We start from the raw sequence: 25,078 nt of genomic DNA, 5'->3' as shown, positions 1-25,078 counted from the left end.
ACATCAGACTACAGTTGTAAACCGGAATCGTTTTTAACACAATTAATTATTTTAAGATAGGATGGGGTATTTAATGCTTGCGGACAAAATTGCCAATGCGGAACTTGAGGTTATGCGTATATTATGGAAACAGCAAGAGCCAGTCTCCTCCTTACTAATTCGCAAAGAACTAGATCAAACAAAAGGTTGGGGCAAATCCACCGTGCTTACATTGTTACGACGGCTTACAGATAAAGAGGTTATTACAGCGCATAAGCGTGAAGTATTATACTATAGTGCAAATATTACTGAGGAAGAATATACTACGTTCCATATGGAAGAAATGGTAGATAAGCTCTATCAAGGCAGCGCTAAAAGTCTTGTTGCCGCTTTAGTGGAGCATGGTAAGCTTAGCGATGAGGACATTAACGAGCTAAGTCAATACTTCAAGATGGAGGGTCCTAAGTGAACAACTTCAGCGATTTATTTATGGTCTGTTTATCGCTATCCCTTGCCGCTACCGTTATTGCAGGGTTAATTTATATCGTGCAAAAAGTAGCTAATAAACAGCTTTCCCAAACTTGGAAATATTACATTTGGCTCATTGTACTCTTTCGGCTTGTCATTCCAGTTGCACCAGAAGGAAGCTTAATTGGCACGTTGTTTAGCCCATTGCAAGAGCAAAATCTAGCTTCTGATTCATTAGTACCTATTTTAAATGAAACTAAACAAGTACAAGAAACAACGAGCTTACCTGAAGTTAACGTGAATAAAAATACTAGCGTGAATTCAACTGATCCAACAGATTCTGAGGAGCAGCGTGCTTCGGCCTCGATTGATACAACACCTGTTACTTCCTCTGCTTCATCGACAACAGTTGTATCCACCTTCTCATCTACACTATGGATGACACTATCAATAATGTGGCTTGTAGGTGCTGGATTGTTGTTTGGCTGGAAGATCATCGGTTATTTACATTTTAAAAGACAACTAAATATCCATCAGGTTACTGTAAAAGATGAGACGGTATTATCCGCCTTAGCTTTAGCAAAACAAAAGAAAGGGATTCATTTAGATATCCCTGTGTTTCAAAATGCACTCATCACCTCACCTATGCTGGTTGGATTGCAGAAACCGTGCATTATTTTGCCACAACGTGAATTTAAGGAGCAACAGTTAAATTACATTTTTTTGCACGAGCTTACCCATCTAAAACGTGGTGATTTATGGCTCAAATGGATAGCACAGCTTGCATTATGCTTACATTGGTTTAATCCGATCATTTACAAGCTAGTAAAGCAGTTTAATCAAGCATGTGAATTATCTTGTGACGAAGCCGTCATTAAAGGAATGAATGTGCAGCAAAAGCAGGGTTATGGTGAAACTCTGATCGCATTAGCGGCTTCTAAGCAAGCTTCAGGCGCGTTTGTAGGTACGATGAGTACCGAAAAAAATAATTTAAAGGATCGATTAACTGCCATTATGCAATCTGAGAAAAGTCGTAAACCCCGTCCTATTAGCATGTTAGCCATAAGTCTCGTGCTCATTGTTAGTGCAATTTTTGTGGGCTCAGCTACACCAAGCATTAAAGCATCTCAAGTGGACTATGACTTCTCTAGACTAAAAATTAATGATATTTCACTGGGGCAAAATGAACAGGACATTCATACAGAGTTGTATACACCTACACCAAACAATACATCATTAAAGTATCAGCATCAATTTGAGGAGTTCAGCTATCAGACAAATTTAGAAGGTCGAATTGTTGCATTTAAAGCGAAAGTGTCTCCAGAAGGCGCCTCAATTCCTTATTTTAAAGTGGATCAGGAGGATCGTATTTTTCCTTTTATGATGAAAACACTCACAGATATAGAAGGGCGGCTAGGTCAACAAAAAAGCACCTGGTATGATCGGGAGCAAAAGCTGAAAAGTGTTTCGTATCAAGATACAAAAAATGAGATTGCATTAACAGCGATTTATCATGATCAAAGTAAGGAGCTTGTCTGGCTACAGGTGGAATATACAACAGCGCAATTAAAAAAGCTACACTCAGATTACAATTTAGAAGTATTAAGTCAAGCTAAAACGCCTTATATTGGGGATGCATCAAAGGTAGCTAAAATCGCGGGATCTCTTAACACGCCTTACCCCACTTACATCCAAAATTTTATTTCATTACAAACAACGAAGGAACCTTATGGTGTAACGGTATTTTATGAACCACGTTCAAATGCAGAGCTTGGTACCTTACCTCCATTTTCGGATGTCCGCTTTGAGCGGCAGCTACGTAAAAATGCATTAGTATTGCTTAGTATGATTGATAATGCGGGTGAAATTACCTTTGCTTTTCGGTCTAACCCATCTCCAGAAGGCGTATTGAAATCTGAAGATTATAGCAAAAAAATCACGTTTGAGCGACGAACACTTGAAGCTGAATTTGGTTCCTTGAAGGCGTTAGGGAATGATTTGAATAAGCTAGATAAACTGTTGTTAAATTGGAAATAAAGTATATTGCTTACCCTCATCCCGACTAGTCACGCAACATTGTTACAGTGATATGCGTCAGATTAGTTGGAGGTGTTGCCCATGATACGGAAATTACATTGGATAGCTATCATTTGTTTCTTATTGCTAATGACGGCTTGTAGCGGCAACTCACAACGAAATAACTCTCCATTTCCAGAAGTGAAAGCGCCCTACGGTTCAGAAATAGCGGCGCAAAATGGGGATGTTGTCCATATCTTTGATAAGGTTATGAATGTAGAAAAGTGGGAGCAGTTTCTTCGTAATGTAAATGCACAAACTGCTGATCAGGTGCGAATTACGCAATATACGATTGAAGGCGATCCTATTTTTTATGAGCTTATCTACGATGGAGATAGTATTAAGTTTACGTATGATAACTCTTTAGACATTAATGGTAGTGATCTCAATAGACCAAGTGCCTCATGTAAAAAAATTGGAACAAAACGAAGTGAAAATGGACAGGAATATTATAGCTTAATTGGCTGTGATAGTGACAATGGAAATTTCTTTGATTTTCCAAAAAAATAAAAAAACACAAAAAAGTTGGCTAGAAAACTTTACGTTCTCTGACCAACTTTTTTATTAAAGGAGCTTACTTAACGTCCTTCATTTTTTAATGATTAAAACGTCAAATCACCATCATACGAAGCAATCAAGCGGTATAATTCTGGACGGCGGTCGCGGAAAATGCCCCACTCAATACGCTGCGATTCCAACGCATCAAGATCAAATTCACTCACTAGCACCGTTTCTTCGTCACGGCCAGCTTCTGCAATTTTGTTCCCTTGAGGTCCTGCAATAAAGGATGAACCATAGAAATTGATGCTGGAGTCCTCATCCTCCTCTTTTCCGATACGGTTAGAGGCAACAACTGGAATCAAGTTAGAGGCAGCATGTCCACGCATACACATTTGCCAATGATCCTTTGAATCGATGGAACCATCTTGTGGCTCAGAGCCAATCGCCGTTGGATAAAATAGCAATTCTGCACCCATCAAGGTCATTACGCGAGCTGCTTCAGGATACCATTGATCCCAACAGATGCCGACCCCAATCTTCGCATATTTCGTTTTCCACACCTTAAAGCCAGTATCACCTGGGTTAAAGTAAAACTTCTCTTCATACCCTGGGCCATCTGGAATATGGCTTTTACGATATTTACCAAGTACTTCTCCGTCCGCATCAATAATGGCAACGGTGTTATAACGTGCATAGTTTTTTTTCTCATAAAAGCTAATTGGCAATACGACCGCAAGCTCCTTCGCAATGCCTTTAAAGTGATTAATCGCTTGATTTTCCTCAAGCTCTGTTGCATATGGATAATAATCCGCTTTTTCCTTTTGGCAGAAGTACGGAGTTTCAAATAGCTCTTGTAGCAAAATAATTTGTGCGCCTTGTGCAGCTGCTTCACGAACGAGCTTTTCTGCTTTCGCAATATTGTCATTTATATCATTAGAGCAGCTCATTTGAGTCGCCGCCACTTTTACATTTCTCATAATTGTTCTGTCACCTTCTTTTATATAATGTGTGAAAAGTAGCCCTCTTGCATTAAAATCCTTTTATGCAACTTACTTTCCAACCGGCATTTGTTGTGTCGTGCAGTGGACGTTTCCGCCCTCTTTTATGACACCCATTCCATTCACTGTACGAATACGGCGATCTGGGAATAGGGACGCTAACGTGTCCATTGCCATCTGATCTGTCTTTGCAGCAGTTCCGCCAAACACAGGTAAAATAATACCACCATTTACGAAATAAAAGTTTAAATAGCTAAGCGTCAAGCGACTACCTTCATAATCTACACGAGGAGGCTGCTGTAGCTTCACGATCTCTAGCTTACGCCCTTTTGCATCCCTAGCTTGCTCCAAAATAGCAAGATTAGTCTGGGTGATCGCGTAGTTCTCATCCTGTGGATCATCACACACTTGGATAATGACCTTTCCTGGCGCTACAAAGCAAGCAATGTTATCAACGTGACCATCTGTCTCATCCCCACTTAAACCACGCTCTAGCCAAATGATGACGTCACTACCTGTGAACTCCTTAACATAAGCTTCAATCTGTTCACGGCTAAGCTCAGGGTTCCGATTTTTGTTTAACAAGCATTCCTCGGTCGTCAAAATCGTGCCTTCACCATCCGTATGAATGGAGCCACCCTCCATCACAAGTGGTGCATCAAACTGCGTAACACCAGCTTGCTTCAAAATTTGCGGAGCTACTGCATCATCTAAGTCCCAAGGTGAATATTTTCCACCCCATGCATTAAATTTCCAGTTTACCCCTGCAAGCTTACCTTCAGCATTTTGAATAAAGGTTGGGCCGTTATCACGTAGCCAAGCATCATTATGCTCAATAGGTAACAAAGTCACATTCTCTTGCTTCACAAAAGAACGCACAAGGACTTCATCATCTGGGTTAATCACTACAGTCACTGGCTCAAATTCCGCAATCGCTGTAATGATTTCTGCATAGCTGGCACAAACTGCTTCATATTGCTCTGGATAGACCATGGAGGCTTCGATTGGCCAAGAAATAAATGTACGCTCATGCTGAGTCCACTCAGCAGGCATTGTATAGTTTAAAGCTTTTGGATTCATCGTTTAAGTTACCCTTTCACATCGCAAATATAAACTTTAGCACTTACCCCCAAAGTTCCTCACTCATCATACAATATTTTAATAAGTCTATCAATTTGAACATGTATCCACTAGAATCTACTTTGGGTTCCTCAATCGATCCATGTCACCACTTGCTCGGTGGTTTGTCTCGTTTTAGCATTAGGCTCACTAGCGCGATAACCAAACGCAGCCATCACTGATACACCATAATGCTCTGGGTCGAGCACCCCTTCTTTAATAAGCAATTCATTAACTGCCTTACGGTTAAAGCCTTCGATTGGACAGGAATCAATCCCGATCATTGCCGCCGCTGTTAACATATTGCCAAGTGCGATATACGTCTGACGACAAGCCCACTCAAACATCACTCTCGGATCGTCCTCAATCGCAAAATTAGTTTTCAAAAAAGCATCATAGGTAGCTTGCTTCATCGTTATGATTTCAGGGGTTAATTGCTGTACCTCCTTCATCATGTGCTGAATGTACTCTGAATCTGCCTTCATATCATGAGGCAATCTTGCCAAAATAACAACAAAATGACTTGCTGTTGGCAGTTGTCTTCTTGCTCCTGTCGCACACTCTGCTAATTTTGTACGAAGCTCCTTGTTTTGTACCACAACAAATTTCCATGGCTCAAATCCATAGGAGCTTGGGGATAAACGCCCTGTTTCCAAAATAAACTTAAAGTCTTCATCACTAATTTTTTTATTAGGATCAAAATCCTTTGTCGCATATCTAGATTGGTAGGCAGCTAAAATGGCTTCTTTGGTAAGTTCAGAATGTTTCAAAATATGGCTCCCTTTCTTCGTCAATTATTTCATTACTATTATTTGGATTTTTTCCAATTGCAAATATTGATTAATCTTCCTTCATCCTACGCTTAAATACAATAATCGCTATAACAAAAATAACAAGTGTGTATCCTAACACCCATAACATATGTGGCATGATTGCATCTAGATTACCAGCCATTGTTGCGCGCGCGACTTCAACTGCATGGGAGAACGGAAGTGCATTGCATATCGCCTGTACTGCCCCGCCAAATAGATTTAAATCAAACCACATTCCACTAGATAGAGCTACTACCTGCACTAATACAGCAAATATCCCGCCAACCTGCTTATCCGTAAACAATGCTCCAAACAATAAGCCTATTCCGATAAACAATAAGGAAATTGGAATGAGCATGACAACGGTTAACATTAAATTACTAGTAACGGGAAGTCCCATTAAGACAGCCGCTGTCAAACAAATAATGCTTTGTAGTAATGCTACGAAAAGTAATGGTAAGGAATAGCTTAAAATATAGTCCTTAGAAGATAGTGGTGAAGCAAATAATCGTGTTAGAAATGAGCTACCGCGATCTTTAGCCAATAACGTACCCGAAAATAAAGATATAAAAGAAAAGCTAAAAATTGCAATCGAGGGCGCAAAGTTTTCTAATTTAAAGACATCAGCAGGTACACTTTTTTGTAAAACGGAAACAAAATATAATAAAAATATCGGTAGTGCTAAGCCAAACACAATACTTAACGGATCGCGAAGCAGTTCTTTTTGATTACGGGTCGCTAGTGCTGATAACATTACGCGGGCACCTCACTTTCTTCTTCTGTCAACACGAGGAAGGCATCTTCAAAGCTACTTTGCTTCGTTAGTTGTAGTAATTCATCCACTGTGCCTAATGCCTGTAGCATTCCTCCGTGCATAATCGCTATGCGATCAGACAAGCTTTCCGCTTCCTCTAAATAATGTGTCGTTAAAATAATTGTAATTTTCCCCTTGAGGCCAGAAATCACCTTCCATAAATCTCTTCTTGCTCTGACATCAAGTCCAAGTGTAGGCTCATCAAGGAAAATAATCTGAGGATTCGTGATGATGGCCATGGCAATACTCAATCTACGCTGCAAGCCTCCTGACAAATTCTTAGCACGATCTTTCGCTCGCTCTGTTAAACCTAACATCCCCATCGCTTCATCTGCCTTCACTTTCGCTTGCTTCTTATCACTTCCATATAAACGTGCAATTAATTCTAGATTCTCTTTCACTGATAAATTTGGAGCTACCGCGGTTTCCTGTGGAGAAACATTAAGCTTTTGCTTCACTGCCGTTGCATGATGAGTAATACTATCACCAAGTAAAAATGCATCTCCACTTGTAGGATTAAGTAAGCAGCTTAGCATTTTGATTGTTGTTGTTTTTCCGGCTCCATTTTGACCTAATAAAGAGAAAAATTCGCCTTGCTTAATTTCTAGATTCAAATCATTTACGACAACACGATGCTTATAGGCTTTAGTTAAATTTACAATTTTAATCCCACTAACGGCATTCATTTATTCAGCCTCCTCTGGTTTCTCCTGTGCTTGAATAATTTCATTTGCAAATTGCTTAAATAAGTCATTTTTAACAATTGCAATCCCTTGATTAATATCAGCTAGCAATAACAAGGTATCCCCTGGCTTAATATCAAACAATTCACGTGCACCCTTTGGAATTACAATTTGTCCTTTTTCCCCTACCTTTACTGTGCTCATAAACTTTCCGTCTTGTGATGTATTATTTTTAACCATGTGTTGAATATGCCTCCTTCGTTTTATTACTTACATTAAAACTCCATTTAAAAATAAAAAATTTTAATAAACTCTTTTGCTTTCAATTCAAACTCAACATAAATGTTATACTTATACAACTAGTTATACCTTTCCTACTTTTCATACTTATTATACTTTTCAGGAAACAAATTAGCAATAAAATTATGGGAATTTTAGTGAATCTACAGTACACTAACCTTAAAACATTAGAATTGCTTGTTAGAAATAGGAGGGAAGAATGATGTATGTACGGGAGTGTACAATAAATGACTTTGAAAAAATCCACCATTTAAACAGTAATGCATTGGGATACAAATACAATTTAGAGAAAACTAAAAATAGATTATCTATTATTCTTAATAGAGAAACAGATAAAATATATGTCGCTTGTGTCGATGACACTGTAGTTGGATATATTCATGGTAGTGATTATGAATGCACTTATTGTGACCCACTCAAGAACATTATGGCAATCGCAGTGGATGGAAACTATCGCAACTTAGGAATTGGAAAAGCACTATTAAGTGCTATAGAAGATTGGGCACAGCAATGTCGTTGTTGTGGGGTACGTCTTGTATCTGGTTTTGATCGCACAGGTGCACATAAGTTCTATCTAAGATCTGGTTACATCCTTCGCAAACAGCAAAAGAATTTCATTAAGTATTTCTCAGAATGAGCATGTTTGCCCTTCAAGTCTTTTGGAGTGCCTTGTGCTAATAAATAAAGTAGCTTTGAAATATCAAATTGACTTAATCCCGTAGACGGTTAAATTGCAAGATTAAAATAATTGAGAATAATTAAATTTTTAATAAAAAAAGACAAAGCTTTAATAGCCTTGTCTACGAGATCAATCTAATTCACTTATTTTTCTCCTTAATCGGAAACAATAAATCAGGCTGAAAATCCCCATCTTACGTCCCTTTTGTATAAAATTATAAAAGTTAAACCTTGTAGTAATGACGCTGCGAATCGTAGAAAGTGTAGTAATTTCATCCTCAATCTCATTAAGGTTACGTTCAAGAATATCAATTGCAATGGTGGTATCCATACTTTGAAGAATCTCCCCAATTTACGCAAAACGATAATCAAAAGCGGTACGTAATTATAGGCAATTCTGAACTAATAATTAAGGCTTTTTCGCCAAATATAAAGCAATCGTATCATTAAGTATGATTTCATTCCCTGCATGTGTAATCGCCTCACGAACTCCGTTATAAAAATTAGATTTATGTGGTTCTTTTAACGTGATATGCTCTACTTGCGTGCTTGCTAGGTACTCAACATATTGATCAGCCGTGTATACTTTTGTTTGCTTCCAATCGCGATAATTGAAATCGACAAAACCATAATTAACCGCATGTTCGTAATCTAATTTACATGTATATTTTGTTTCAACATGGAAGTGTTCAGCGTATACTTTTTGTATCTCATCATACAAAACTCCGTTTGGTGTCTTTTCATCAGTCCGCGTCATAAACATGGCTAGTGTTCCACCGCTTTTAAGAAGATCATGCACTTTAGGAAAACAGATTTGTTCAGGTATCCACTGAATCGTTGCCGCAGAAAACACCAAATCAAATTTTTGAGTGCCAAAATCATGGGTTTCAAAATCATTTTGGATGATATTAAAATTAGAATAAGGAGCAAATTTATTTTTTGTAAACTCCACAAATTGTTGACCAAGCTCAATTGCTAAATAGTTACATCCTGTTTTTAAAAAGGGGGCTGTTGCTTGTCCTGTCCCAGGACCAATTTCAAGTACATCTTTGCTATCATCAATGTTAGCGTATTCAATAACTTCAGCAAATAGCTGGTCACAATAACGAGGTCTCCATTTTTCAAACTGCGTTGGAATTGAATCATATGTTTTTCTAAAATCCATGCCATTCACCTCCATAAAATGATCAGTGATATAAATTCGTACCAAAGGCACAAGTTACAAAGTAAACGTAATAATATCAAATTTAGCTTCCCAATTTATACCACTTACATCACACAACTCAATTCAAGTTCTAAAAAAACTATGACTATTTGTACTATTTTTTCAAGCTATCGCATTTTGTTATCGGTTATTCTCACATAAAAAGGAGTCAGACTGTGCTGACCCCTGTTCTACAATGAGCTATTTATACTTTAACTTTTACTCCAGTCAAAGGAATATGATTTTAACACAATCGTAAGAACGCTCTAGATCGTAGCCTCTATCCTCAAGTCGTTGTCAAGTACTCATTTATAAATAGAGCCTAATTTTAGGTAAAATACTCCAGCTTCGCTTGCGGGAAAAACTTTTTCATACAACCATGCAAATGTTCCTTCAGTTCCTCTTCTTCTTCCTTCTGATAAATGTATTTACCAATACCATATTTACCCCATTTATATCTACGTTTTTCCTCATCTAGCTCCAGCTTAGTCATCGGATAGTTTTTTTCTATGACTCGTTTAGCTGGCTTTGTAAAGCGATGCTGAATAAATTCAAACGTAATGTCATCTCGTGCATCTTTGTCTAGCTCATCATCTAGCCGTTCGAACATGTGATAATAGCCGTCTTTCCAGCCCTCATGTAGATAAATCGGGGCTACAATAAAGCCTAACGGATATCCTGCACGAGCAACCTTGCCTGCCGCTTCAATACGTTGTGCTAGTGGTGAAGTGCCTGGTTCGAAATTTTTAATGACATAATCAGCATTTACACTAAAACGAAATCTTGTTTTCCCGTTGTGATTGGCATCCAGCAAATGATCCACATGATGAAACTTGGTCACAAACCGTAGCTTCCCATATTCGGATTGTCCAAAATGCTCAATTGCCCTTTTTAATGTATGAGTCAGGTGGTCAATGCCAACAATATCAGACGTACAGGATGCTTCAAACCTAGTGAATTCTGGTGCACGCTCCTTCATATAGCTATCTGCTTGCGCTAATATCTCCTCCACATTAACATAAGTACGAATGTAGGGTTTACTCCCCATCGTCGTCTGCAAATAGCAATAATGACAATGCCCCATACAGCCTGTGGCAAAAGGGATGGCAAACTCAGCAGAAGGCTTGGACGTATCAAATTTTAACGTTTTACGTACACCAACTACAAGCGTTGATTTTGCGACCCGATAACGTTGTAGGTCACTTTCACCAGGCAAATTTCGCACCTGATTATGCGAAGTTGTGTACCGAATTTCTGCGTTCAGCTTTTTAAATTTATCATGTAGCTCAACACCAAGCGGATAGTCTAGCGCATCTGGCTCAAAATAAATGAGTCGTGGCATAAATGGTGCAATCATTGAAAGCTCCCTTCCACCGCACCACCAAAGTAATAGCTATATGCCTCATTCGCTTCAGATTCGGTTGCATACACCGCCATTTCTGCTGTGAGTGGATAATAGGTTTCATATAAAAACACGGCGAGTTCTCCCGGTTTTTCAGGGTGGTTAATGACAGCCGCCTGCTGTACATTTGCTACATCTTGTGTGTGCGGATTACGATAAATCACATAAACGACATCGCCTGGGTTGTAGTTTGAATTGGAGTTATTATAAGCTTGCATAAATGGGTCACCTTCTTTATTTTGTCTTGGTAAGGGCAAATAAAACATCCATTTGTAATTACAATTAAATATCCCCAACATATACAAAAATTATATTTACTAAATATGGAAGATGAAAATAGAAACCAGCATTATGTTCTTTTACATGGTAAGATGATATATACAACCAAAGATTGGAGTTTAACTTAAATTATGAGCTATAAAATTGTCTTTTTTGATATTGATGGCACACTGATTAATGAGCATATGGAAATTCCGCAAGATACAATAGATGCAGTTAAACAATTAAAAGCAAATGGAATTGAACCTGTCATTGCTACTGGACGTTCACCATTTAATTTTGAGCCATTACTTAAGAAATTAGATATTCATTCCTTTGTTAGTCTAAATGGTACCTATGTCGTTTATAAAGGGAAACCACTGTACAAGCAAACGTTACCGAAAGAACACATCAAGAAGCTAATTGAGTTTGCAGAACGTAACCAGCATGCGCTTGTTTTTGTGGGAAGTGACGATTACTTTTCCAATTCAAAAGATCACCCCTTTGTCCTTGAATCACTAGGTTCCCTTCATTTGAAGGAAGCGGGCTTTGACCCTGACTTTTGGCAAAAAACTGATATTTATCAGATATTTCTTAATTGTAAGGTGGAAGACGAGCCGTTGTATAAGGAGATGGCGGGGGATTTGCGTATGATCCGTTGGCATGAAAAAGCAATGGATGTCACCATTCAGGGAAGTTCAAAAGCCGAGGGCATTAAAGCGATGTTAGACAAGCTTAATCTAACTACTGCGGATGCGGTTGCTTTTGGTGATGGCTTAAATGATAAGGAGATGTTAGATGAGGTTGGGCTTGGCATAGCGATGGGGAATGCACATCCTGAATTGCTGCCTTTAGCAGACTATGTCACGGCTTCTGTTGATGAGGGTGGAATTTCTCAGGGCTTGCGTTATGCGGGGCTGATTAAATAGCTATTTATATAGGTATTAGTCTAATTGTGAATTAAAAAAATATCTAAAAAAACTTGCGGACAAAGGAAGAGCTTTAAAAAGCTACCTATGGCTGCAAGTTTTTAATGTATCAAGCTTCCTTTGGTCTTTTCATGATTACAACGACACTGAGCGAAGTACCCCCAGATTGATTGGTATTCACACAGGATACAACCTCCCAACCTTCTTCGCCTAGTTCATTAAGCTGTATCTCTAAATCTTCCTCGCTAATTTGTCCCCCAAATAAACCATGGGTCAAAATTTTTAGCGTTTTATATTCCCATTGTTGCATTGCTTATCCTCCCCCAGCTTAGATCTCACCTTAATGAAACTATCCTAAATCTTAATTAGCATCAATTTATTTCCAGTATACCTTCTCCATGTCGAACATCACAAGAAACAGGCGTACTGGGAGGATTACAGAGCAATTTCATTGCACAGGAATATAACATCGTTCGCTTATTCGCTTTGTTTAACCTAATTGGTTACAATCATACTTAAGCACTTGGTGCTTGATTTTTAATATGATCACGTCTAAAATCACCTAGCTTAAATACCACAATTCCAAGTATTATTACGATCACACCAAATAGCTTATTCCAGCTAAAAGGGATTTTTTCAAGTCCCAATACACCAAGTGAATCCCACAACAATGCGGTGCCAAGCTGAGCGGTCACCACAATAGAGATCGCAAAGGTGGGATCAAGATTTTTCATCGCATGAACTAAGCAAAAGACGACGCCAACTCCAATTAAACCGCTGAAAATATACCAGAGCTTTATTCCCTCTAGATTGAACATGCTGCTTCCTTGTGTAATGAATCCAAGCACAAAGGAGGCTAGAAAACCCATGCCAAGCACAAGCGTAGTTGTAGACCACGAGTTATTATACACATTCACCTTACTATTGAATACAGTTTGTACACTGACTAACAGTCCTGCTAAGCTTGCTAGTAATATCCCAGTAATCATTTTTAATCTCTCTCCTTCTTTTTAATCTTTCTCCTATAGTAATGCTTATTTGTCATAAGCAAAGTGTTATGTTGTAGCAAAGTTTTATGTCATAGCAAGGTGTTATGTTATAGCGTTGTCTTGTCATTTACCATCGCCTGTAAGCCTTCTAAATTACGAATATATATCGTCCCTCTTGCCCCTCGTGACACTAAACCTTCTTCACAAAATTTCCCCACAATCCGATTGAGATGACGATAGCTTGTTCCAATTAAATTTGCCGTATCTGCAAGCCCGATGACTTCATGTCCAAAAGATCCATTTATGGCAGCTTCCTCTGAAACGTGCGACAGCAAATAGCTAGCTAACCTAATCTCTACAGGATGCATAAGGTTAAAGCTAAGAAAATCCGATTTTATATAAAACTTGCGTGTGATGATGTCCAGCAAAAAGCGCAAAAAAGGAGGATGCTCATTACCAAGCTTTCTTAACCAAGCATAAGGAATTCCGATTAAATACACCTCTGTCACCGCTTCGACGGTATTGATAATTTCGATTTTCCTTATGTATTCAATATCTCCTATAATTTCTAATGGAGATTTAAATGAAACGATTAGGGATTGACCCTCGTGAGAGTTAGTGTAGATTTTAATCCGTCCTTGTACTAATACATATAAGTGCTCCGATTGTTGACCCTGATAACAGATGACATCCCCAGAGCCAAGATGGTACAGCGTAAGATGACTACGTAACGGCGCATGAAATACCTCTTCTAGCTGAAACTGCTTTAAGTAACCATTAAGCTGTTCTTGATCTTGGACTTCCTTCATAACGAAAACACCTCCCTTTTTCCGATCCTCTGTGCTTCTCTGACTATAGCTTTAAAACGATAACACCTAAAATCATTAGAGCAATACCTGCGAAATGTAACACACCCATCTTACGTTTAATGACATCAAACCATCCGTTTGTATCAATAAGAAAGGTCATCGTTAATTGTGCTATAAGCAATGCAGAAATTGTGAACGTTACTCCAATCTGCCCAATCGCCGTCACTTCACTAAAAATTATGATCGCTGCAAGTGCACCACCCATTAAATATAAAGGCTTGACCTTTCGAATTCCTTGCCATGAGCCCCCGCGAGCTACTAATAAAATCAATGCAGCTGCAATAAAACCTGTAAACTGCGTTAGTGTCGCCGCTTGCCAAGTTCCAATATGTGCACCAATTGAAGCATTAGCTACCCCTTGCAATGTAATAAATGCACCTGCAAGAATCGCATATATAATTCCCTTTATCACTTTCCCCACTCCTATAACGTGTCTTGTAATCTGTAATTATTAAATGATACTTTTTAATGGATGAAAAGGACATATGTCCTAAAGTGACCACAAGACTACCACATGACCGTTGCCTTGCTATCCCTTAAGAAAACTAAAATTATATATTTGTAGATCAAAGCAATAGCATAGGCAACTTATCTAATAAAAGTACACTTGTATGTGCATCTCCAAAGTTCCACTCCATCTCCTCAACAACATGTAGCTTCCCTTGAGATATTGCTGATAGACTTCTCCATTTATCATGATTCATAATATTATGGGCAAGCGCTTGAGATAATGGATCTTCTGTTGCTTTTTATTTTATACAAATTACTCTATAAATCTTTATATCCACACCTATTTCAGTCGAATAACCTTCCCCTATCAAAATATCACTGTTCAAAAAAGACAATGACTTACTATTGGTAATTATTTTAGGCGTAGTTCTGAACAATACTCCATCAGGTAGCTCTTTATTAAAATTCCCATTGTTTTCGATATAGATTTCACAGCTTTGTCCAGTTTCATCACTTCCTTGGAGCATATACCTTGCTGATAAGGTATGACGGTCACCATATTTTCCAATAATCTGCGTATCTACTCCGCCATCAAGGATAACACCATTAAAATATTTACCCGTAGCTTCTCCTGTGAAGGTTATCATGACGACGGTATCACCATCACTATTTTGTAATTGGATTGCTTTTAATATTTTAACATGGACAGTTAGAACTTCTTCAAATTTCAAAATATCACCTCAATTTATAATCTTTATTTTCTATTATTACATTTATCATGGTAAGCAAGAAGAATAATTTGTAAATTTAAAAGTAAATAATTGGATTTCTATATACTACCTTGAATGGATAGGAGGAACAGAAATGAAAAAAGAAAAATACTTATTTTATTATTTATTTTTATTTTTGCTAATGTCAGTAGGTGCGTTTATATGGCAGGTCTTTTTCACAGATATTGCTCAAAATTACTCGGTATGGGGACTCAGCACTGGCTGGCAAACTGAAATTGCATTATGGAATGTGGGTATTGATGTAGGTATTATTATCACGCTTTTCAAACGAAATGTAGAGTACGCAAAAATACTGTCAATTATTTCGTTCTTGCTTTGTATTATGTTAGGAGGTCATCACCTTATCTACGCGCTTACAGCAACTAGCGGCAACACGAGTCTACATTGGATGGGCGCAATTGAGGTCTTTTTGGTTGGCGGCGGTGCTGGGATATGGGCAATACTTAAATCAGGATGCTTTAGCAAGCAATAGACCATGGTGATCATTAAAAATAGCGACTCCCTCCAATTGTGTGAGAGCCGCTATCACTATTAAGGATTAAATCCAAGCGTACAACAGCATGACGGATGAAATAAAATTTGTAGCTCCATGTAATACCCAACCTGGAATAATCGAACCTCCAGCTAACCGCTCATTCATGATTCCCATACTAAATCCAACCCCACCCGTAATCAGCACTACGATCAGAGTAGGGACAATACCCGCCTGGTTAACCAGCATCCCCCCATGAAGTCCACCAAATAGAATAGCTTGTACGGTGTTTCCGATGCTGAATCCCCATTTAGCTGCAAACACTCGTGTTAGGAAGCCCCGAAACAAAATTTCCTCTGATAAGCTTGTCTGAACAAAGGAATAGATGAAAACAGCAAGCAGTCCAGCGTGACCTAAACCATAAAATTGTGAATTAGCTAGATTTTTAGGATTTAACAAGTAAATAGACACGGTTAAACCAACGATACAATACATGACTAAAATCGTAATAAAGCAAATTAAAATCCGCCTTTTAGAGGCAAAGTCAGGTCTATACAAACCAATCCATTTATAAAAAGGGACTACAGGGACTGCTTTACGTTTTGTAATACTCCAATATAGCAAAGGAATGGCTGTAAACAATATAAGCTGGAACATACTGCTTATTATTAAAGAGATTAACATCGTCTTCCTCCCTTTCTTGTTGAAGGTAAATTAATGAATTGAAGATCACCAATATAGCATAACCTTCTTCACAATTAGGGGAGGTCGTCGTATTTTACATATTATATGGCGTAAATAGTTTTGTTACCTTGTTATCCTACTAACATGGCAACGTTACGATCATATGAAAATGATCGGCCATATATTTAAAGCTCACATTGCCCTGTAGCTTTTCAACCGAATAACAAATACTTTTAATCCCAATTCCGCTTTCCTTATGCTTTCGTTTACTAGATAAAAAGGAGGTATTCTCTTGCCGTTGTCCAGCTGGCTTAACATTTATGGCTGGATTTTTTGTAGCAATAATCAATATCCCCTCTCTATACACCACTTCTAAATTTAAGTATCTAGTGCTGGAACTAGGCAATCTTAAAACGCCTTCAATGACATTGTCTAATGCATTTCCTAAAATTATAGCCAACTCTATTTCTTTACCACTAAAAGACAAATCTTGGGGCACCTGAAAATGGGTATGAACATCAATTTGATGACCTTTTGCCACACTCAGCTTCTCATTTATGATGGCATCTATCACGATATTACCGCTTGAGATGAAATCGTCTTGCCTTAAATGCTGAGCTTTATATTGCAAAATAGACTGCTGTGCCTGCTGTACCTGTCCATTTTCTAGCCACGTGGAGAGTATAGTAAACATATGATTCATATCATGACGCATGGTGGATAACGCTTGATGCTCTTGCCATTTTTGCTTATATTCCTTCACCTGTTGTTGTAATAATACATGATGGAACTCACTTTGTACCCGTTTGATTAAAGTATGGTATACAAGCATGACGGCAATGTTAATGATTAACAAGCCTAATAGTGTCATTAGAAATTGCCAAGATAAAAAATGAGCAGAAACGATGTTATGTTGATTTAAAACGGGAATGTCCTGTAAGCTCACCATAATCATCGCTAAGGAAATAACAGGAATGAGCATTAAAATCCCCCACTCCTTATCTGAGAGTGCACCCCAATTAGGAGAATTCCGAAACATACGTACTATAAGTAAACAAAGTCCATTGCTCAAAATGACCACAGTTATAAAACCAACGATGGGTGAAGCTCCAGTAACTCCTGAAACACCATCTATGCTAAGTCCAAACCACACCATAAGTTCAATTATGACTGTAAATACCGTGTAAAAAGCACTTATAAATATTTTTTGCAGCCAGCGACCATGAAAATAAAAGATTGTAATCAGACTATATACGATAAAGTGAACAATTACCGATTCCATTGGCGTCAAGCTTGCTCCGATTAAAGATTTCGTAACATAAAATAACACTAAACTACTCGCAAAAAACAACCTACTTCTCTTTAAAATTAAAAACTTTTGTAAAAAGAGATATAAGGTGACTCCCTGTGGCAAATAAAACAAAATTGACACGGCGATCACAAACAGTAGAAACTGCCACATTTATTTTAGCATCCTCTTTTCTATGAAATGATGATAGGACTTTAGCGCATGGCTACTTTTAGTACGACTTAGAGGAAGCGTAGTACCGTTTGTCAGCATTACCTGATTTTTACCCAATGCACGTACAAACTCCCAATTCACAACATAACCACTATGTATACGACAAAAATGATAGGACTCTAGCTGTAATGCAAGCTCTCCTAGCTTTCCGTAATATGCATACGACTCATTTGCTGTAGCAATCACTAGTTTTTTACCTTGTTCTACGGTGATATACATCATTTCACTTATTTTTATATGATAGGTCTGCTGATTCATTGTAAACGTAAATACATCATTTTGCTGCTTTGATAGTTCAATTGCCTTGATCGTCGCAATATGTAACTCTTTTTCCTCAATTGGCTTTAACAAAAACCAAAACGGCTGTACCTGAAAGCTTCGATACATATAAGAGGAATGACTCGTCACAAAAATAATTAACATATTTAACTTCATCTTGCGAAGCTGCTCTGCAACAGCAATCCCATCTTCCCCTGGCATCTCCATATCTAAATAAACAAGATGGTAGGCTGTCTGCTTCATCGCTCTAAGTAAAGCTTCCCCTGATTCATATATGTCAATATGAAAATGAATGCCCTCTAACATTGACACTAGCTTAATTAACGTGTCTTCTAATTTAGAAGCATATTGTCGATCATCATCACAAATCGCAATGTGAAGCTCCATACCTATATATCGCTCCTCATCTATAACAAATTATATGTATTTATGGCTCAATCTCAAAATTAGTGCTTGACCGCTAACCCAAACTAGCGAAGAGACAGAGCGATTCTGAATAGTGTCTCTTAAAATCAAATTCCATCCATAAATAGACTCTAATAAAAAGGAATATGATTTTAACACAATCGCATGAACGCTCTGGATCGTAGCTTCCAGACTTCTATCGTTGGCAAGTACTAATTTCTAAATAGAGCCGTAGTTATATTTATAAAATACAAAAGCTAGAAAGTAGTAGCAGTTATATTACTCACTGCATACTGTCCTTCTAGCCTAAATGATACTACATTTAATCCATCGCTGTCCCCCGACTAGCTCTAGCGATTCACTTCTTACCTCGTCACTCTCTCCTTTAACCTTTCACTGATCCCGCAGTAATTCCTTCCATAATACGATTACTTAGGAATAAGAACATAATAAGTATTGGCAAAATACTGATCATTAGTGTCGCCCCAATCGAACCCCAATCTGTCGTATATTGCCCAATAAAGTTCTGTACCCCAACGGTTAATGTTTTTAGTGAATCTGAGCTGATAAACGTATTTACGAAAATAAACTCATTCCAGTTATAGATCATATTGATGATCGCTGTCGTTGCAATAACGGAGCTTGTCATCGGCAAAATAATTTGAAAGAATAGGCGATTAATGGAGCAACCGTCCATCACCGCTGCCTCTTCGACTTCCCTCGGCAAAGCATAATAAAAACCAAGCATAATCATAATCGTAATTGGCATGTTAAACGCGACATAAGTCAAAATTAATTCTAACGGATTATCCTTGAGCCCAATTCGGTTAAACATACTAAACAACGGAATCAATGTGGAGTGAACCGGTATCATCATCGCTACCATAAATAAGCCTAGCGCCAATGAACTCCCTTTCCACTTCATTCGAGTGATCGCAAAGGTAGCTAGTCCACCTAACATAATGGTGCAGCTTGTTGCTACAACCGTAATCCATACACTGTTGAAGAAATACACACTAATGTTGCCTGCTTCCCACACCTTTTGATAGTTTTCCCATCGAAAATGCGTCGGTAACGCTAAAGGCGGTAAATTAAAAACCTCCTGATTATTTTTTAATGAGAAAAAGAATAACCAGACTAACGGTAACAGCTGTAATCCTGCAACAACAATTAAAATAAAATACAAAACACTATATTTCATTTTGCTTCCCAACTTTGAACTCGGTATCAGCTTTGGCTCCGCAGGCGGTAGTGCAGCCTCAGGTCTCATGAAGCTCCCCCCTTATGAATATTCAATTGGATCTTTTGTAGCTGTATATTTACGAATAACCCATGTCACAACTAGACAAATGACCAATAGAAAAAATCCGATTGCACTACCATATCCGAAATCATACGATTTAAATGCGGTACGGTACATGTAGGATGCCATCACTTCACTTGATCCATTAGGTCCTCCATCTGTCATGACATAAATGAGATCAAAATATTTCAGTGATCCAACTACAGCAAGCACAATCGTCACTTTAATAACTTCCATCGTGAGTGGAAGCTTAATTCTCCATGCAATCTGAAGCGTGCTAGCTCCATCGATTTTGGCAGCTTCCTCTATGGAAGTTGGGATATTTTTAAGGGCAGCATAGTAGATCAAAATATAAAAGCCTGCGTATTGCCACAAAATTGGAATAAACAATGCAAATAACACAAGTTGTGGCTCGGACAGCCATGCAGGTGGATCTGCAAAGCCTAACGACTCCAATATGCTATTCACTATGCCGTTAGTCGGATGATACATCCGCAGCCATAGCTGTGCAATTGCAACAGAAGATAACAGCATTGGGATTAAATAAATTTTGCGAAACAGGTTGGCCCCTTTAATCTTGGTCGCTAATACCATAGCAACCGCAAGATAAATCAGCAGGCTTAATGTAGAGAAAATAGCTAGGAGTAGGGAGTGCCAAGCACTCCCCCAAAACTTTCCATCCCCAAGCAACTCAATATAATTTTCCATACCTAAAAACTTTGGTTTACCAATCCCGTTCCATTCCGTTAAACCATAATAACCGGTTAAAACAATAGGAACATACACGATCACCATAATGAGCAACAGTGCAGGTAAAATATATAAAGCAATCATCTTTTTATTGGACATCACTTTGTCCATATTCTCCGACTCCTCTCGTTAGTCAGCATGCGTAGGCGCTAGGTTAAGCTAAGAAAGTACACTCATGTCTCGAACGACAATTCATGTCGCTTTACTTAGAATCCGCAACCGCCTTAATATGCTCTTCCGAGAATTTCTCAGGAGTGATGGCTTTACCAAATAACGCTTGAATCATATTTAAGTGGTTTTCTGCCGCACTTGCTGTCATTTGCACATCTGCAAACAACGTAATACTACTTGCTTTATTCATTTCACTAAATAAATCGTTATATAGCTGTGGTAACTGAAGACTTGCGGTATCTACCTTAGTAGCTGGGATCACCCCTGCACCAGTCACAGATTGCTCGCCCCATTTACTTACAAAGTATTCTACAAATGCTTTAGCTTCCTTTTGTACAGTGGAGTTTTGGGATACGAATAAGCCTACCCCTGGTCCACCTACCCAGCTATTAATATCTCCTTTACCCCCATCAACCGTTGGGAATTTAAAGAAACCTACGTTGTCGCGGAATTCCTTAGGAATATCTTCATTGGTAGTGTAGTTAGGTAACTCCCATGTTCCCATCAGGTACATCGCTGCTTTGCCATTTAAAAACTCTGCTTTTCCTTCTTCATTCGAAAGTCCATTAAAGCCTTTAATAAACGCATTACTATCTACAAGCGCTTGCACTTCACTTGCTGCCTTAAGCAAACCTTCGTCTTGGAAGGAGCCTTTACCGCTAATCGCATCTGCCAACGTTTGTTGACCTGCAATACGGTCAGCTAAATACATATACCATAATGATCCTGTCCAACGGTCTTTATTACCAAGCGCGATAGGGGCAATCCCGTTGTCCGATAACGTTTTGATCACAGCTTTAAACTCATCATACGTTTGTGGAATTTCAATATTATATTTTTGGAAAATTTCTTTGTTGTAGTAAATCGGAGCAATATTAAACTCTAGTGGAAGTGCATAGGTTTTGCCATCAATCGCATAAGCTTCAGTAGTGCCTGCAACGAATTTATCTTTTAGTTGTCCATCTAGTAAATCATCAATAGGTGCAAAAAGATTACCCTCTACATATGGCTTCAAAAAGCCTGCCGCCCAAGTGACCCCAACATCTGGCAATTCATTAGAGGACGATAATACCTTTAATTTATTTTTATATTGTTCATTGTCTAATACTTCTTGCTTAATAATGATGTTAGAATGCTCGGTTTGATAGTCATTAATAATTTGATTTACAATTTTGTTTTGTCCTGCGGATACGCCCTCAGGCCATAGGTGCATAAATTTAATCGTGACCTTACTTTCCGATGCACCTTCCTTACCTTTCGTATTGCTTCCCTCACTATTTCCTTTTCCACAGCCTGCCACAATCATTGCAAAACACAACGTTAAAAGTAATATACTCCATCTTTTTCTTGACATCAGGTTATACATCCCCTTTTTCAAATTGTGGAATAACGGATTTGAAACCGCTTACCCAAATTTTAACAATGTATGGTCTCAACGGTAAGGTTATAGTGATTGGGGATAATACCACTTTTATTGGATTTTTTGTTCATCCTCTAACCATTGCTGACGATATTGGCTTGGACTTACCTGCTCTAGCATCCGAAATACTTTTACAAAATACTTCGCCGTTTGATAGCCTACACGCTCTGCCACCTCAGAGATTGACAAATGGGTTGTTGTTAATAGCCTTTTTGCTTTTTGAATGCGATGTCTCGTCACATAATCACTAAACGTAATTCCGGTTTGTTCTTTAAATAAAACACTAAAATAGCTAGCATTCATATGTAAATGATCCGCAATTTGTTTCATTGAAATTTGCTCCTGTAAATGCTCATCGATATAATCTAGTGCCTTTTGGACGTGAGAATTGTAGGTTTTGTCCTGATGAATGACTTCAAGCAATTTAGGATCAACCAGTCTTTTCATACGATCGACCTGCTCATTCCATTCTTCCTTTTTTAATGCCCCCTCGACCGCTTGCACCAGCTTTCCTTTATCGATCGGCTTCAGTAAGTAATCCACAACCCCATTTTTTAAGGCACGGCGTGCATACTCAAAATCAGAATAACCCGACAAAATAATGACAACCGGCATATAGGAAAGCTGTTTTAACTGTTCAACGAGATCAAGCCCACTCATTTCAGGCATTTTAATGTCTGTAATTAGCAGTTGTGCTTCATGTGCTCTCAGCCATGTCATGGCTTCCATACCGCTTGCAGCGGTAACGATCTCATATCGTCCTGAAGCCCACATCTTTAACGTTTTTGCAATCCCCTCTCGCGTTCTAGGCTCATCATCCACAATCAAAATTTGTTTCATGGTTCGATCCCCTTTCGGCATAAGGTGACATCATGTCATCGGTATTTCAAATGAAATCGTAGTTCCTTGTTCTTCCTCACTATGAATAATCAAGCCTTCTGTTTTGTCCCCGTAATAAAGTCGCAACCTACGCTCTACATTAACGATGCCAACCCCGTTCCCTTTAGGTGAGCTGACATAACCTTCTCGTAGTGCAAAATGAATAGAATCAAGCATTGCTGAGGACATGCCTGGTCCATTATCTGAAATCGTGATTAGAATATAACCTTGACGCGAAGATGACTTGACCTCAATCTGAACCATCCCTTGCTCATATCGCTGCTCTACACCATGTAAAATTGCATTTTCAACTAACGGCTGCACAAGCAGCTTAGGAAGTGGAACATCTCGGTACTCCTCATTTATATCAATAGTCCAAGACAATCGGTCTAGCATTCTCATTTTCATAATTTTCAAATATCTTGCAGCATGATCAAGCTCCTCGCCAATCGTAACCCAGACGTCGTCCTCTGTTTTATTGATGACATACCGAAATAAGTCAGACATGGCAATAACAATTTGCGCTAATTCCTCTTCTCCCTTTTCATCTAATGCCCAATAAAAAGCCTCAAGTGTATTAAACAAAAAATGAGGGTTAATCTGAGCCTGTAGCGCCTTTAGCTCTGTCCGACTTTGAATAATTTCCTTCTGATAAACAACCTCGATTAACTCATTTAAATGGTCAACCAACTGATTGTACGTATAATTTAGTTCCTGTAACTCTACGGTTGTAGGTGAGCTATCATTGTATTTTAAATTGCCAAATCTAGCGCCACGCATCACCTTAATCAAATTAAGGATCGGTCTAGTAATCATCGTAGATAAAGCAAAGCTCAAAACAAGAAATAAGATGCCACCTGCTAGCCCTGATACAATAATTCCGGTTCGCAACACAGAAATCCCTTCAGTTGTATAGCTTACAGGCGTTAATATAACGAGGGGCCACCCCGTCTCTACTGAGTGCCTTTTTATTAAAATGAACTGCTCCCCAGCAATCTCGATGTTATCTCCGTTGTGCTCCAACATTTGATTAGACTTCATGCCGTGATCAAGTGTAGAAAATATCGTACCACCAGCCTTATCAAACAAGCCCATTTTTTCCTGTGTATCCATACCAGAAGTTGTGGTGCGATCCGATAATGCAAAGTAACTTTTCTCTATTCTTATAAAGACGTAACCCCCATGTGTAAATGAATCATCCATTAACCTGACCTGTCGCATCGCAATGACTGTATTGGAATCCAGTGGATCAAGACCAAGCCATACCAGCTTGCCTTGTGCTAGATTGGCTTCCTGAATCCATTTGTCAAATACTCGGTTGGTTAAATCAATATCTAATAACGGCACTAGACTTCGATGGTCTGTCGTATATAATTCCATCGAACGTATACCTGTAGCATACGCCTCATACTTGCGAACCTCTTGTTGGAGTTTTTGCCGCATATTAAAGCTAATCCGTTCCCCCTTCACTTCCTTTGCAAGTAAAGATTGAATCGCTGCATCTGTGGCAACTTGGCTCGTGAGCATGTCTATTTGCTTAAGCAAAGCACTTAGCTGCCCCGAAGCCTGCACAGCGGTCTGCTGAATATGCTTTTCCACATTATTTTGCAGTAGAATCGAAACACGATCGAACATAAAGGTACCGACAAGTGTAAGGATAATACACATCACGAGTACAAAACCTAAAAAAATTTGATTCCGTAGCGTATTCCATTTTCCAAGTTGCACCACTTGCTATAGCCTCCTCGAATTCCCAACATGGATTGTCCATAGCTAATCATAACAAGAGAGGATGATTTTTGGCTATATGTAAATTTTTATGATAAAAAGTGCGATATATCCATGTACATTGTCGAAATTAGCTCTCGTTTGA

General features: G+C 38.5%; 30 protein-coding genes. 6 read left to right on the top strand and 24 right to left on the bottom strand.

Annotation, left to right across the window (positions count from 1 at the left end):
• The first annotated feature begins 73 nt into the window (after window positions 1-73).
• The 3 genes from ABE099_RS05555 to ABE099_RS05545 all read left to right on the top strand — a co-directional run bounded on the left by ABE099_RS05555 (window position 74) and on the right by ABE099_RS05545 (window position 3,033).
• Window positions 74-448, top strand: a complete 375-nt coding sequence (locus tag ABE099_RS05555) for a BlaI/MecI/CopY family transcriptional regulator (protein ID WP_430028160.1) — start codon at window positions 74-76, stop codon at window positions 446-448.
• Window positions 445-2,484: a M56 family metallopeptidase gene (locus ABE099_RS05550; protein ID WP_430028158.1), complete on the top strand. Its 2,040-nt coding sequence runs from the start codon at window positions 445-447 to the stop codon at window positions 2,482-2,484. The genes ABE099_RS05555 and ABE099_RS05550 overlap by 4 nt, the downstream gene beginning before the upstream one ends.
• Before the next feature lie 81 nt (window positions 2,485-2,565).
• Window positions 2,566-3,033 (top strand): DUF4362 domain-containing protein, encoded by a 468-nt coding sequence (locus tag ABE099_RS05545; RefSeq protein WP_430028155.1) that lies wholly within the window; start codon window positions 2,566-2,568, stop codon window positions 3,031-3,033.
• Window positions 3,034-3,125: 92 nt separating this feature from the next.
• Here ABE099_RS05545 and aguB read toward each other — a convergent pair whose 3' ends face one another.
• The 6 genes from aguB to ABE099_RS05515 form a co-directional block, all read right to left on the bottom strand.
• Window positions 3,126-4,001 (bottom strand): N-carbamoylputrescine amidase, encoded by an 876-nt coding sequence (gene aguB / locus ABE099_RS05540; protein WP_430028152.1) that lies wholly within the window; start codon window positions 3,999-4,001, stop codon window positions 3,126-3,128.
• 72 nt (window positions 4,002-4,073) lie between these two features.
• Window positions 4,074-5,102 (bottom strand): agmatine deiminase family protein, encoded by a 1,029-nt coding sequence (locus ABE099_RS05535; RefSeq protein WP_430028150.1) that lies wholly within the window; start codon window positions 5,100-5,102, stop codon window positions 4,074-4,076.
• Between the two features lie 131 nt (window positions 5,103-5,233).
• Window positions 5,234-5,911, bottom strand: coding sequence for an NAD(P)H-dependent oxidoreductase (locus tag ABE099_RS05530; protein WP_430028149.1), 678 nt, complete (start codon window positions 5,909-5,911; stop codon window positions 5,234-5,236).
• A 70-nt stretch (window positions 5,912-5,981) separates the two neighbouring features.
• Window positions 5,982-6,707, bottom strand: coding sequence for an ABC transporter permease (locus ABE099_RS05525; protein ID WP_430028147.1), 726 nt, complete (start codon window positions 6,705-6,707; stop codon window positions 5,982-5,984).
• Window positions 6,707-7,453, bottom strand: a complete 747-nt coding sequence (locus tag ABE099_RS05520; RefSeq protein ID WP_430028145.1) for an ABC transporter ATP-binding protein — start codon at window positions 7,451-7,453, stop codon at window positions 6,707-6,709. The genes ABE099_RS05525 and ABE099_RS05520 overlap by 1 nt, the downstream gene beginning before the upstream one ends.
• Window positions 7,454-7,690, bottom strand: coding sequence for an AbrB/MazE/SpoVT family DNA-binding domain-containing protein (locus tag ABE099_RS05515; RefSeq protein ID WP_430028143.1), 237 nt, complete (start codon window positions 7,688-7,690; stop codon window positions 7,454-7,456).
• A 262-nt stretch (window positions 7,691-7,952) separates the two neighbouring features.
• Between ABE099_RS05515 and ABE099_RS05510 the strand changes: the two genes are divergently transcribed.
• Window positions 7,953-8,387, top strand: a complete 435-nt coding sequence (locus tag ABE099_RS05510; protein ID WP_430028141.1) for a GNAT family N-acetyltransferase — start codon at window positions 7,953-7,955, stop codon at window positions 8,385-8,387.
• 171 nt (window positions 8,388-8,558) lie between these two features.
• On the opposite strand, the gene ABE099_RS05505 is transcribed toward ABE099_RS05510, so the two are convergent.
• The 4 genes from ABE099_RS05505 to ABE099_RS05490 form a co-directional block, all read right to left on the bottom strand.
• Window positions 8,559-8,759, bottom strand: a complete 201-nt coding sequence (locus ABE099_RS05505) for a hypothetical protein (protein WP_430028139.1) — start codon at window positions 8,757-8,759, stop codon at window positions 8,559-8,561.
• 78 nt (window positions 8,760-8,837) lie between these two features.
• Complete coding sequence (locus tag ABE099_RS05500; protein ID WP_430028137.1) at window positions 8,838-9,593, bottom strand: class I SAM-dependent methyltransferase; 756 nt, start codon at window positions 9,591-9,593, stop codon at window positions 8,838-8,840.
• A 367-nt stretch (window positions 9,594-9,960) separates the two neighbouring features.
• Window positions 9,961-10,989 carry a spore photoproduct lyase gene (splB, locus tag ABE099_RS05495; protein ID WP_210089358.1) on the bottom strand — a complete coding sequence of 343 codons (1,029 nt, stop codon included), beginning with the start codon at window positions 10,987-10,989 and terminating at the stop codon, window positions 9,961-9,963.
• Window positions 10,986-11,252: a transcriptional regulator SplA domain-containing protein gene (locus ABE099_RS05490; RefSeq protein WP_430030492.1), complete on the bottom strand. Its 267-nt coding sequence runs from the start codon at window positions 11,250-11,252 to the stop codon at window positions 10,986-10,988. Before ABE099_RS05490 ends, splB begins: the two co-directional genes overlap by 4 nt.
• Before the next feature lie 192 nt (window positions 11,253-11,444).
• Between ABE099_RS05490 and ABE099_RS05485 the strand changes: the two genes are divergently transcribed.
• Window positions 11,445-12,221, top strand: a complete 777-nt coding sequence (locus ABE099_RS05485) for a Cof-type HAD-IIB family hydrolase (RefSeq protein WP_430028135.1) — start codon at window positions 11,445-11,447, stop codon at window positions 12,219-12,221.
• Window positions 12,222-12,330: 109 nt separating this feature from the next.
• Here the strand turns inward: ABE099_RS05485 and ABE099_RS05480 are convergent, their stop codons facing one another.
• The 6 genes from ABE099_RS05480 to ABE099_RS05455 all read right to left on the bottom strand — a co-directional run bounded on the left by ABE099_RS05480 (window position 12,331) and on the right by ABE099_RS05455 (window position 15,260).
• Window positions 12,331-12,531: a DUF4177 domain-containing protein gene (locus ABE099_RS05480; protein WP_430028133.1), complete on the bottom strand. Its 201-nt coding sequence runs from the start codon at window positions 12,529-12,531 to the stop codon at window positions 12,331-12,333.
• A gap of 205 nt (window positions 12,532-12,736) precedes the next feature.
• The gene (locus ABE099_RS05475) at window positions 12,737-13,210 is read right to left on the bottom strand and encodes a DMT family transporter (protein WP_430028131.1); all 474 of its coding nucleotides are present in this window, start codon (window positions 13,208-13,210) and stop codon (window positions 12,737-12,739) included.
• Between the two features lie 107 nt (window positions 13,211-13,317).
• Window positions 13,318-14,019, bottom strand: a complete 702-nt coding sequence (locus tag ABE099_RS05470; protein ID WP_430028129.1) for a Crp/Fnr family transcriptional regulator — start codon at window positions 14,017-14,019, stop codon at window positions 13,318-13,320.
• Window positions 14,020-14,062: 43 nt separating this feature from the next.
• Window positions 14,063-14,488, bottom strand: coding sequence for a DMT family transporter (locus ABE099_RS05465; RefSeq protein WP_430030490.1), 426 nt, complete (start codon window positions 14,486-14,488; stop codon window positions 14,063-14,065).
• A 157-nt stretch (window positions 14,489-14,645) separates the two neighbouring features.
• Window positions 14,646-14,783, bottom strand: coding sequence for a hypothetical protein (locus ABE099_RS05460; protein ID WP_430028127.1), 138 nt, complete (start codon window positions 14,781-14,783; stop codon window positions 14,646-14,648).
• 45 nt (window positions 14,784-14,828) lie between these two features.
• Entirely contained in the window at window positions 14,829-15,260 is a 432-nt protein-coding gene (locus ABE099_RS05455; RefSeq protein WP_430028124.1) for a DUF3237 family protein, read from the bottom strand.
• 133 nt (window positions 15,261-15,393) lie between these two features.
• Between ABE099_RS05455 and ABE099_RS05450 the strand changes: the two genes are divergently transcribed.
• Complete coding sequence (locus ABE099_RS05450) at window positions 15,394-15,792, top strand: hypothetical protein (RefSeq protein ID WP_430028121.1); 399 nt, start codon at window positions 15,394-15,396, stop codon at window positions 15,790-15,792.
• A gap of 66 nt (window positions 15,793-15,858) precedes the next feature.
• Here the strand turns inward: ABE099_RS05450 and ABE099_RS05445 are convergent, their stop codons facing one another.
• The 8 genes from ABE099_RS05445 to ABE099_RS05410 all read right to left on the bottom strand — a co-directional run bounded on the left by ABE099_RS05445 (window position 15,859) and on the right by ABE099_RS05410 (window position 24,936).
• Window positions 15,859-16,476, bottom strand: coding sequence for a CPBP family intramembrane glutamic endopeptidase (locus ABE099_RS05445; protein ID WP_430028118.1), 618 nt, complete (start codon window positions 16,474-16,476; stop codon window positions 15,859-15,861).
• Between the two features lie 139 nt (window positions 16,477-16,615).
• The gene (locus ABE099_RS05440; RefSeq protein WP_430028116.1) at window positions 16,616-17,938 is read right to left on the bottom strand and encodes a GHKL domain-containing protein; all 1,323 of its coding nucleotides are present in this window, start codon (window positions 17,936-17,938) and stop codon (window positions 16,616-16,618) included.
• On the bottom strand, window positions 17,939-18,664 hold the full coding sequence (locus ABE099_RS05435; protein WP_430028114.1) for a LytR/AlgR family response regulator transcription factor: 726 nt from the start codon (window positions 18,662-18,664) through the stop codon (window positions 17,939-17,941).
• A 403-nt stretch (window positions 18,665-19,067) separates the two neighbouring features.
• Complete coding sequence (locus tag ABE099_RS05430) at window positions 19,068-19,952, bottom strand: carbohydrate ABC transporter permease (protein WP_430028112.1); 885 nt, start codon at window positions 19,950-19,952, stop codon at window positions 19,068-19,070.
• A 12-nt stretch (window positions 19,953-19,964) separates the two neighbouring features.
• Entirely contained in the window at window positions 19,965-20,846 is an 882-nt protein-coding gene (locus ABE099_RS05425) for a carbohydrate ABC transporter permease (RefSeq protein WP_430028109.1), read from the bottom strand.
• A gap of 91 nt (window positions 20,847-20,937) precedes the next feature.
• Entirely contained in the window at window positions 20,938-22,260 is a 1,323-nt protein-coding gene (locus tag ABE099_RS05420; RefSeq protein ID WP_430028106.1) for an extracellular solute-binding protein, read from the bottom strand.
• 117 nt (window positions 22,261-22,377) lie between these two features.
• Window positions 22,378-23,166 (bottom strand): response regulator, encoded by a 789-nt coding sequence (locus tag ABE099_RS05415; protein ID WP_430028104.1) that lies wholly within the window; start codon window positions 23,164-23,166, stop codon window positions 22,378-22,380.
• 30 nt (window positions 23,167-23,196) lie between these two features.
• Window positions 23,197-24,936: a sensor histidine kinase gene (locus ABE099_RS05410; RefSeq protein WP_430028101.1), complete on the bottom strand. Its 1,740-nt coding sequence runs from the start codon at window positions 24,934-24,936 to the stop codon at window positions 23,197-23,199.
• Window positions 24,937-25,078: the final 142 nt, after the last annotated feature.

Origin of the sequence: Paenibacillus turicensis, from assembly GCF_050461185.1 — a bacterium.
Classification (GTDB): Bacteria; Bacillota; Bacilli; order Paenibacillales; family Paenibacillaceae; genus Fontibacillus; species Fontibacillus turicensis_A.
This window is presented reverse-complemented; position numbering and strand designations above follow the sequence as displayed.

Bases quoted from the DNA above. Each gene is read 5' to 3' on its own strand.
- ABE099_RS05555 (WP_430028160.1), top strand. From the start codon at position 74: ATGCTTGCGGACAAAATTGCCAATGCGGAACTTGAGGTTATGCGTATA.
- ABE099_RS05545 (WP_430028155.1), top strand. From the start codon at position 2,566: ATGATACGGAAATTACATTGGATAGCTATCATTTGTTTCTTATTGCTA.
- aguB (WP_430028152.1), bottom strand. From the start codon at position 4,001: ATGAGAAATGTAAAAGTGGCGGCGACTCAAATGAGCTGCTCTAATGAT.
- ABE099_RS05535 (WP_430028150.1), bottom strand. From the start codon at position 5,102: ATGAATCCAAAAGCTTTAAACTATACAATGCCTGCTGAGTGGACTCAG.
- ABE099_RS05525 (WP_430028147.1), bottom strand. From the start codon at position 6,707: ATGTTATCAGCACTAGCGACCCGTAATCAAAAAGAACTGCTTCGCGAT.
- ABE099_RS05520 (WP_430028145.1), bottom strand. From the start codon at position 7,453: ATGAATGCCGTTAGTGGGATTAAAATTGTAAATTTAACTAAAGCCTAT.
- ABE099_RS05515 (WP_430028143.1), bottom strand. From the start codon at position 7,690: ATGGTTAAAAATAATACATCACAAGACGGAAAGTTTATGAGCACAGTA.
- ABE099_RS05510 (WP_430028141.1), top strand. From the start codon at position 7,953: ATGTATGTACGGGAGTGTACAATAAATGACTTTGAAAAAATCCACCAT.
- ABE099_RS05505 (WP_430028139.1), bottom strand. From the start codon at position 8,759: ATGGATACCACCATTGCAATTGATATTCTTGAACGTAACCTTAATGAG.
- ABE099_RS05500 (WP_430028137.1), bottom strand. From the start codon at position 9,593: ATGGATTTTAGAAAAACATATGATTCAATTCCAACGCAGTTTGAAAAA.
- splB (WP_210089358.1), bottom strand. From the start codon at position 10,989: ATGATTGCACCATTTATGCCACGACTCATTTATTTTGAGCCAGATGCG.
- ABE099_RS05490 (WP_430030492.1), bottom strand. From the start codon at position 11,252: ATGCAAGCTTATAATAACTCCAATTCAAACTACAACCCAGGCGATGTC.
- ABE099_RS05485 (WP_430028135.1), top strand. From the start codon at position 11,445: ATGAGCTATAAAATTGTCTTTTTTGATATTGATGGCACACTGATTAAT.
- ABE099_RS05480 (WP_430028133.1), bottom strand. From the start codon at position 12,531: ATGCAACAATGGGAATATAAAACGCTAAAAATTTTGACCCATGGTTTA.
- ABE099_RS05475 (WP_430028131.1), bottom strand. From the start codon at position 13,210: ATGATTACTGGGATATTACTAGCAAGCTTAGCAGGACTGTTAGTCAGT.
- ABE099_RS05470 (WP_430028129.1), bottom strand. From the start codon at position 14,019: ATGAAGGAAGTCCAAGATCAAGAACAGCTTAATGGTTACTTAAAGCAG.
- ABE099_RS05460 (WP_430028127.1), bottom strand. From the start codon at position 14,783: ATGAATCATGATAAATGGAGAAGTCTATCAGCAATATCTCAAGGGAAG.
- ABE099_RS05450 (WP_430028121.1), top strand. From the start codon at position 15,394: ATGAAAAAAGAAAAATACTTATTTTATTATTTATTTTTATTTTTGCTA.
- ABE099_RS05445 (WP_430028118.1), bottom strand. From the start codon at position 16,476: ATGTTAATCTCTTTAATAATAAGCAGTATGTTCCAGCTTATATTGTTT.
- ABE099_RS05440 (WP_430028116.1), bottom strand. From the start codon at position 17,938: ATGTGGCAGTTTCTACTGTTTGTGATCGCCGTGTCAATTTTGTTTTAT.
- ABE099_RS05435 (WP_430028114.1), bottom strand. From the start codon at position 18,664: ATGGAGCTTCACATTGCGATTTGTGATGATGATCGACAATATGCTTCT.
- ABE099_RS05430 (WP_430028112.1), bottom strand. From the start codon at position 19,952: ATGAGACCTGAGGCTGCACTACCGCCTGCGGAGCCAAAGCTGATACCG.
- ABE099_RS05425 (WP_430028109.1), bottom strand. From the start codon at position 20,846: ATGGACAAAGTGATGTCCAATAAAAAGATGATTGCTTTATATATTTTA.
- ABE099_RS05420 (WP_430028106.1), bottom strand. From the start codon at position 22,260: ATGTCAAGAAAAAGATGGAGTATATTACTTTTAACGTTGTGTTTTGCA.
- ABE099_RS05415 (WP_430028104.1), bottom strand. From the start codon at position 23,166: ATGAAACAAATTTTGATTGTGGATGATGAGCCTAGAACGCGAGAGGGG.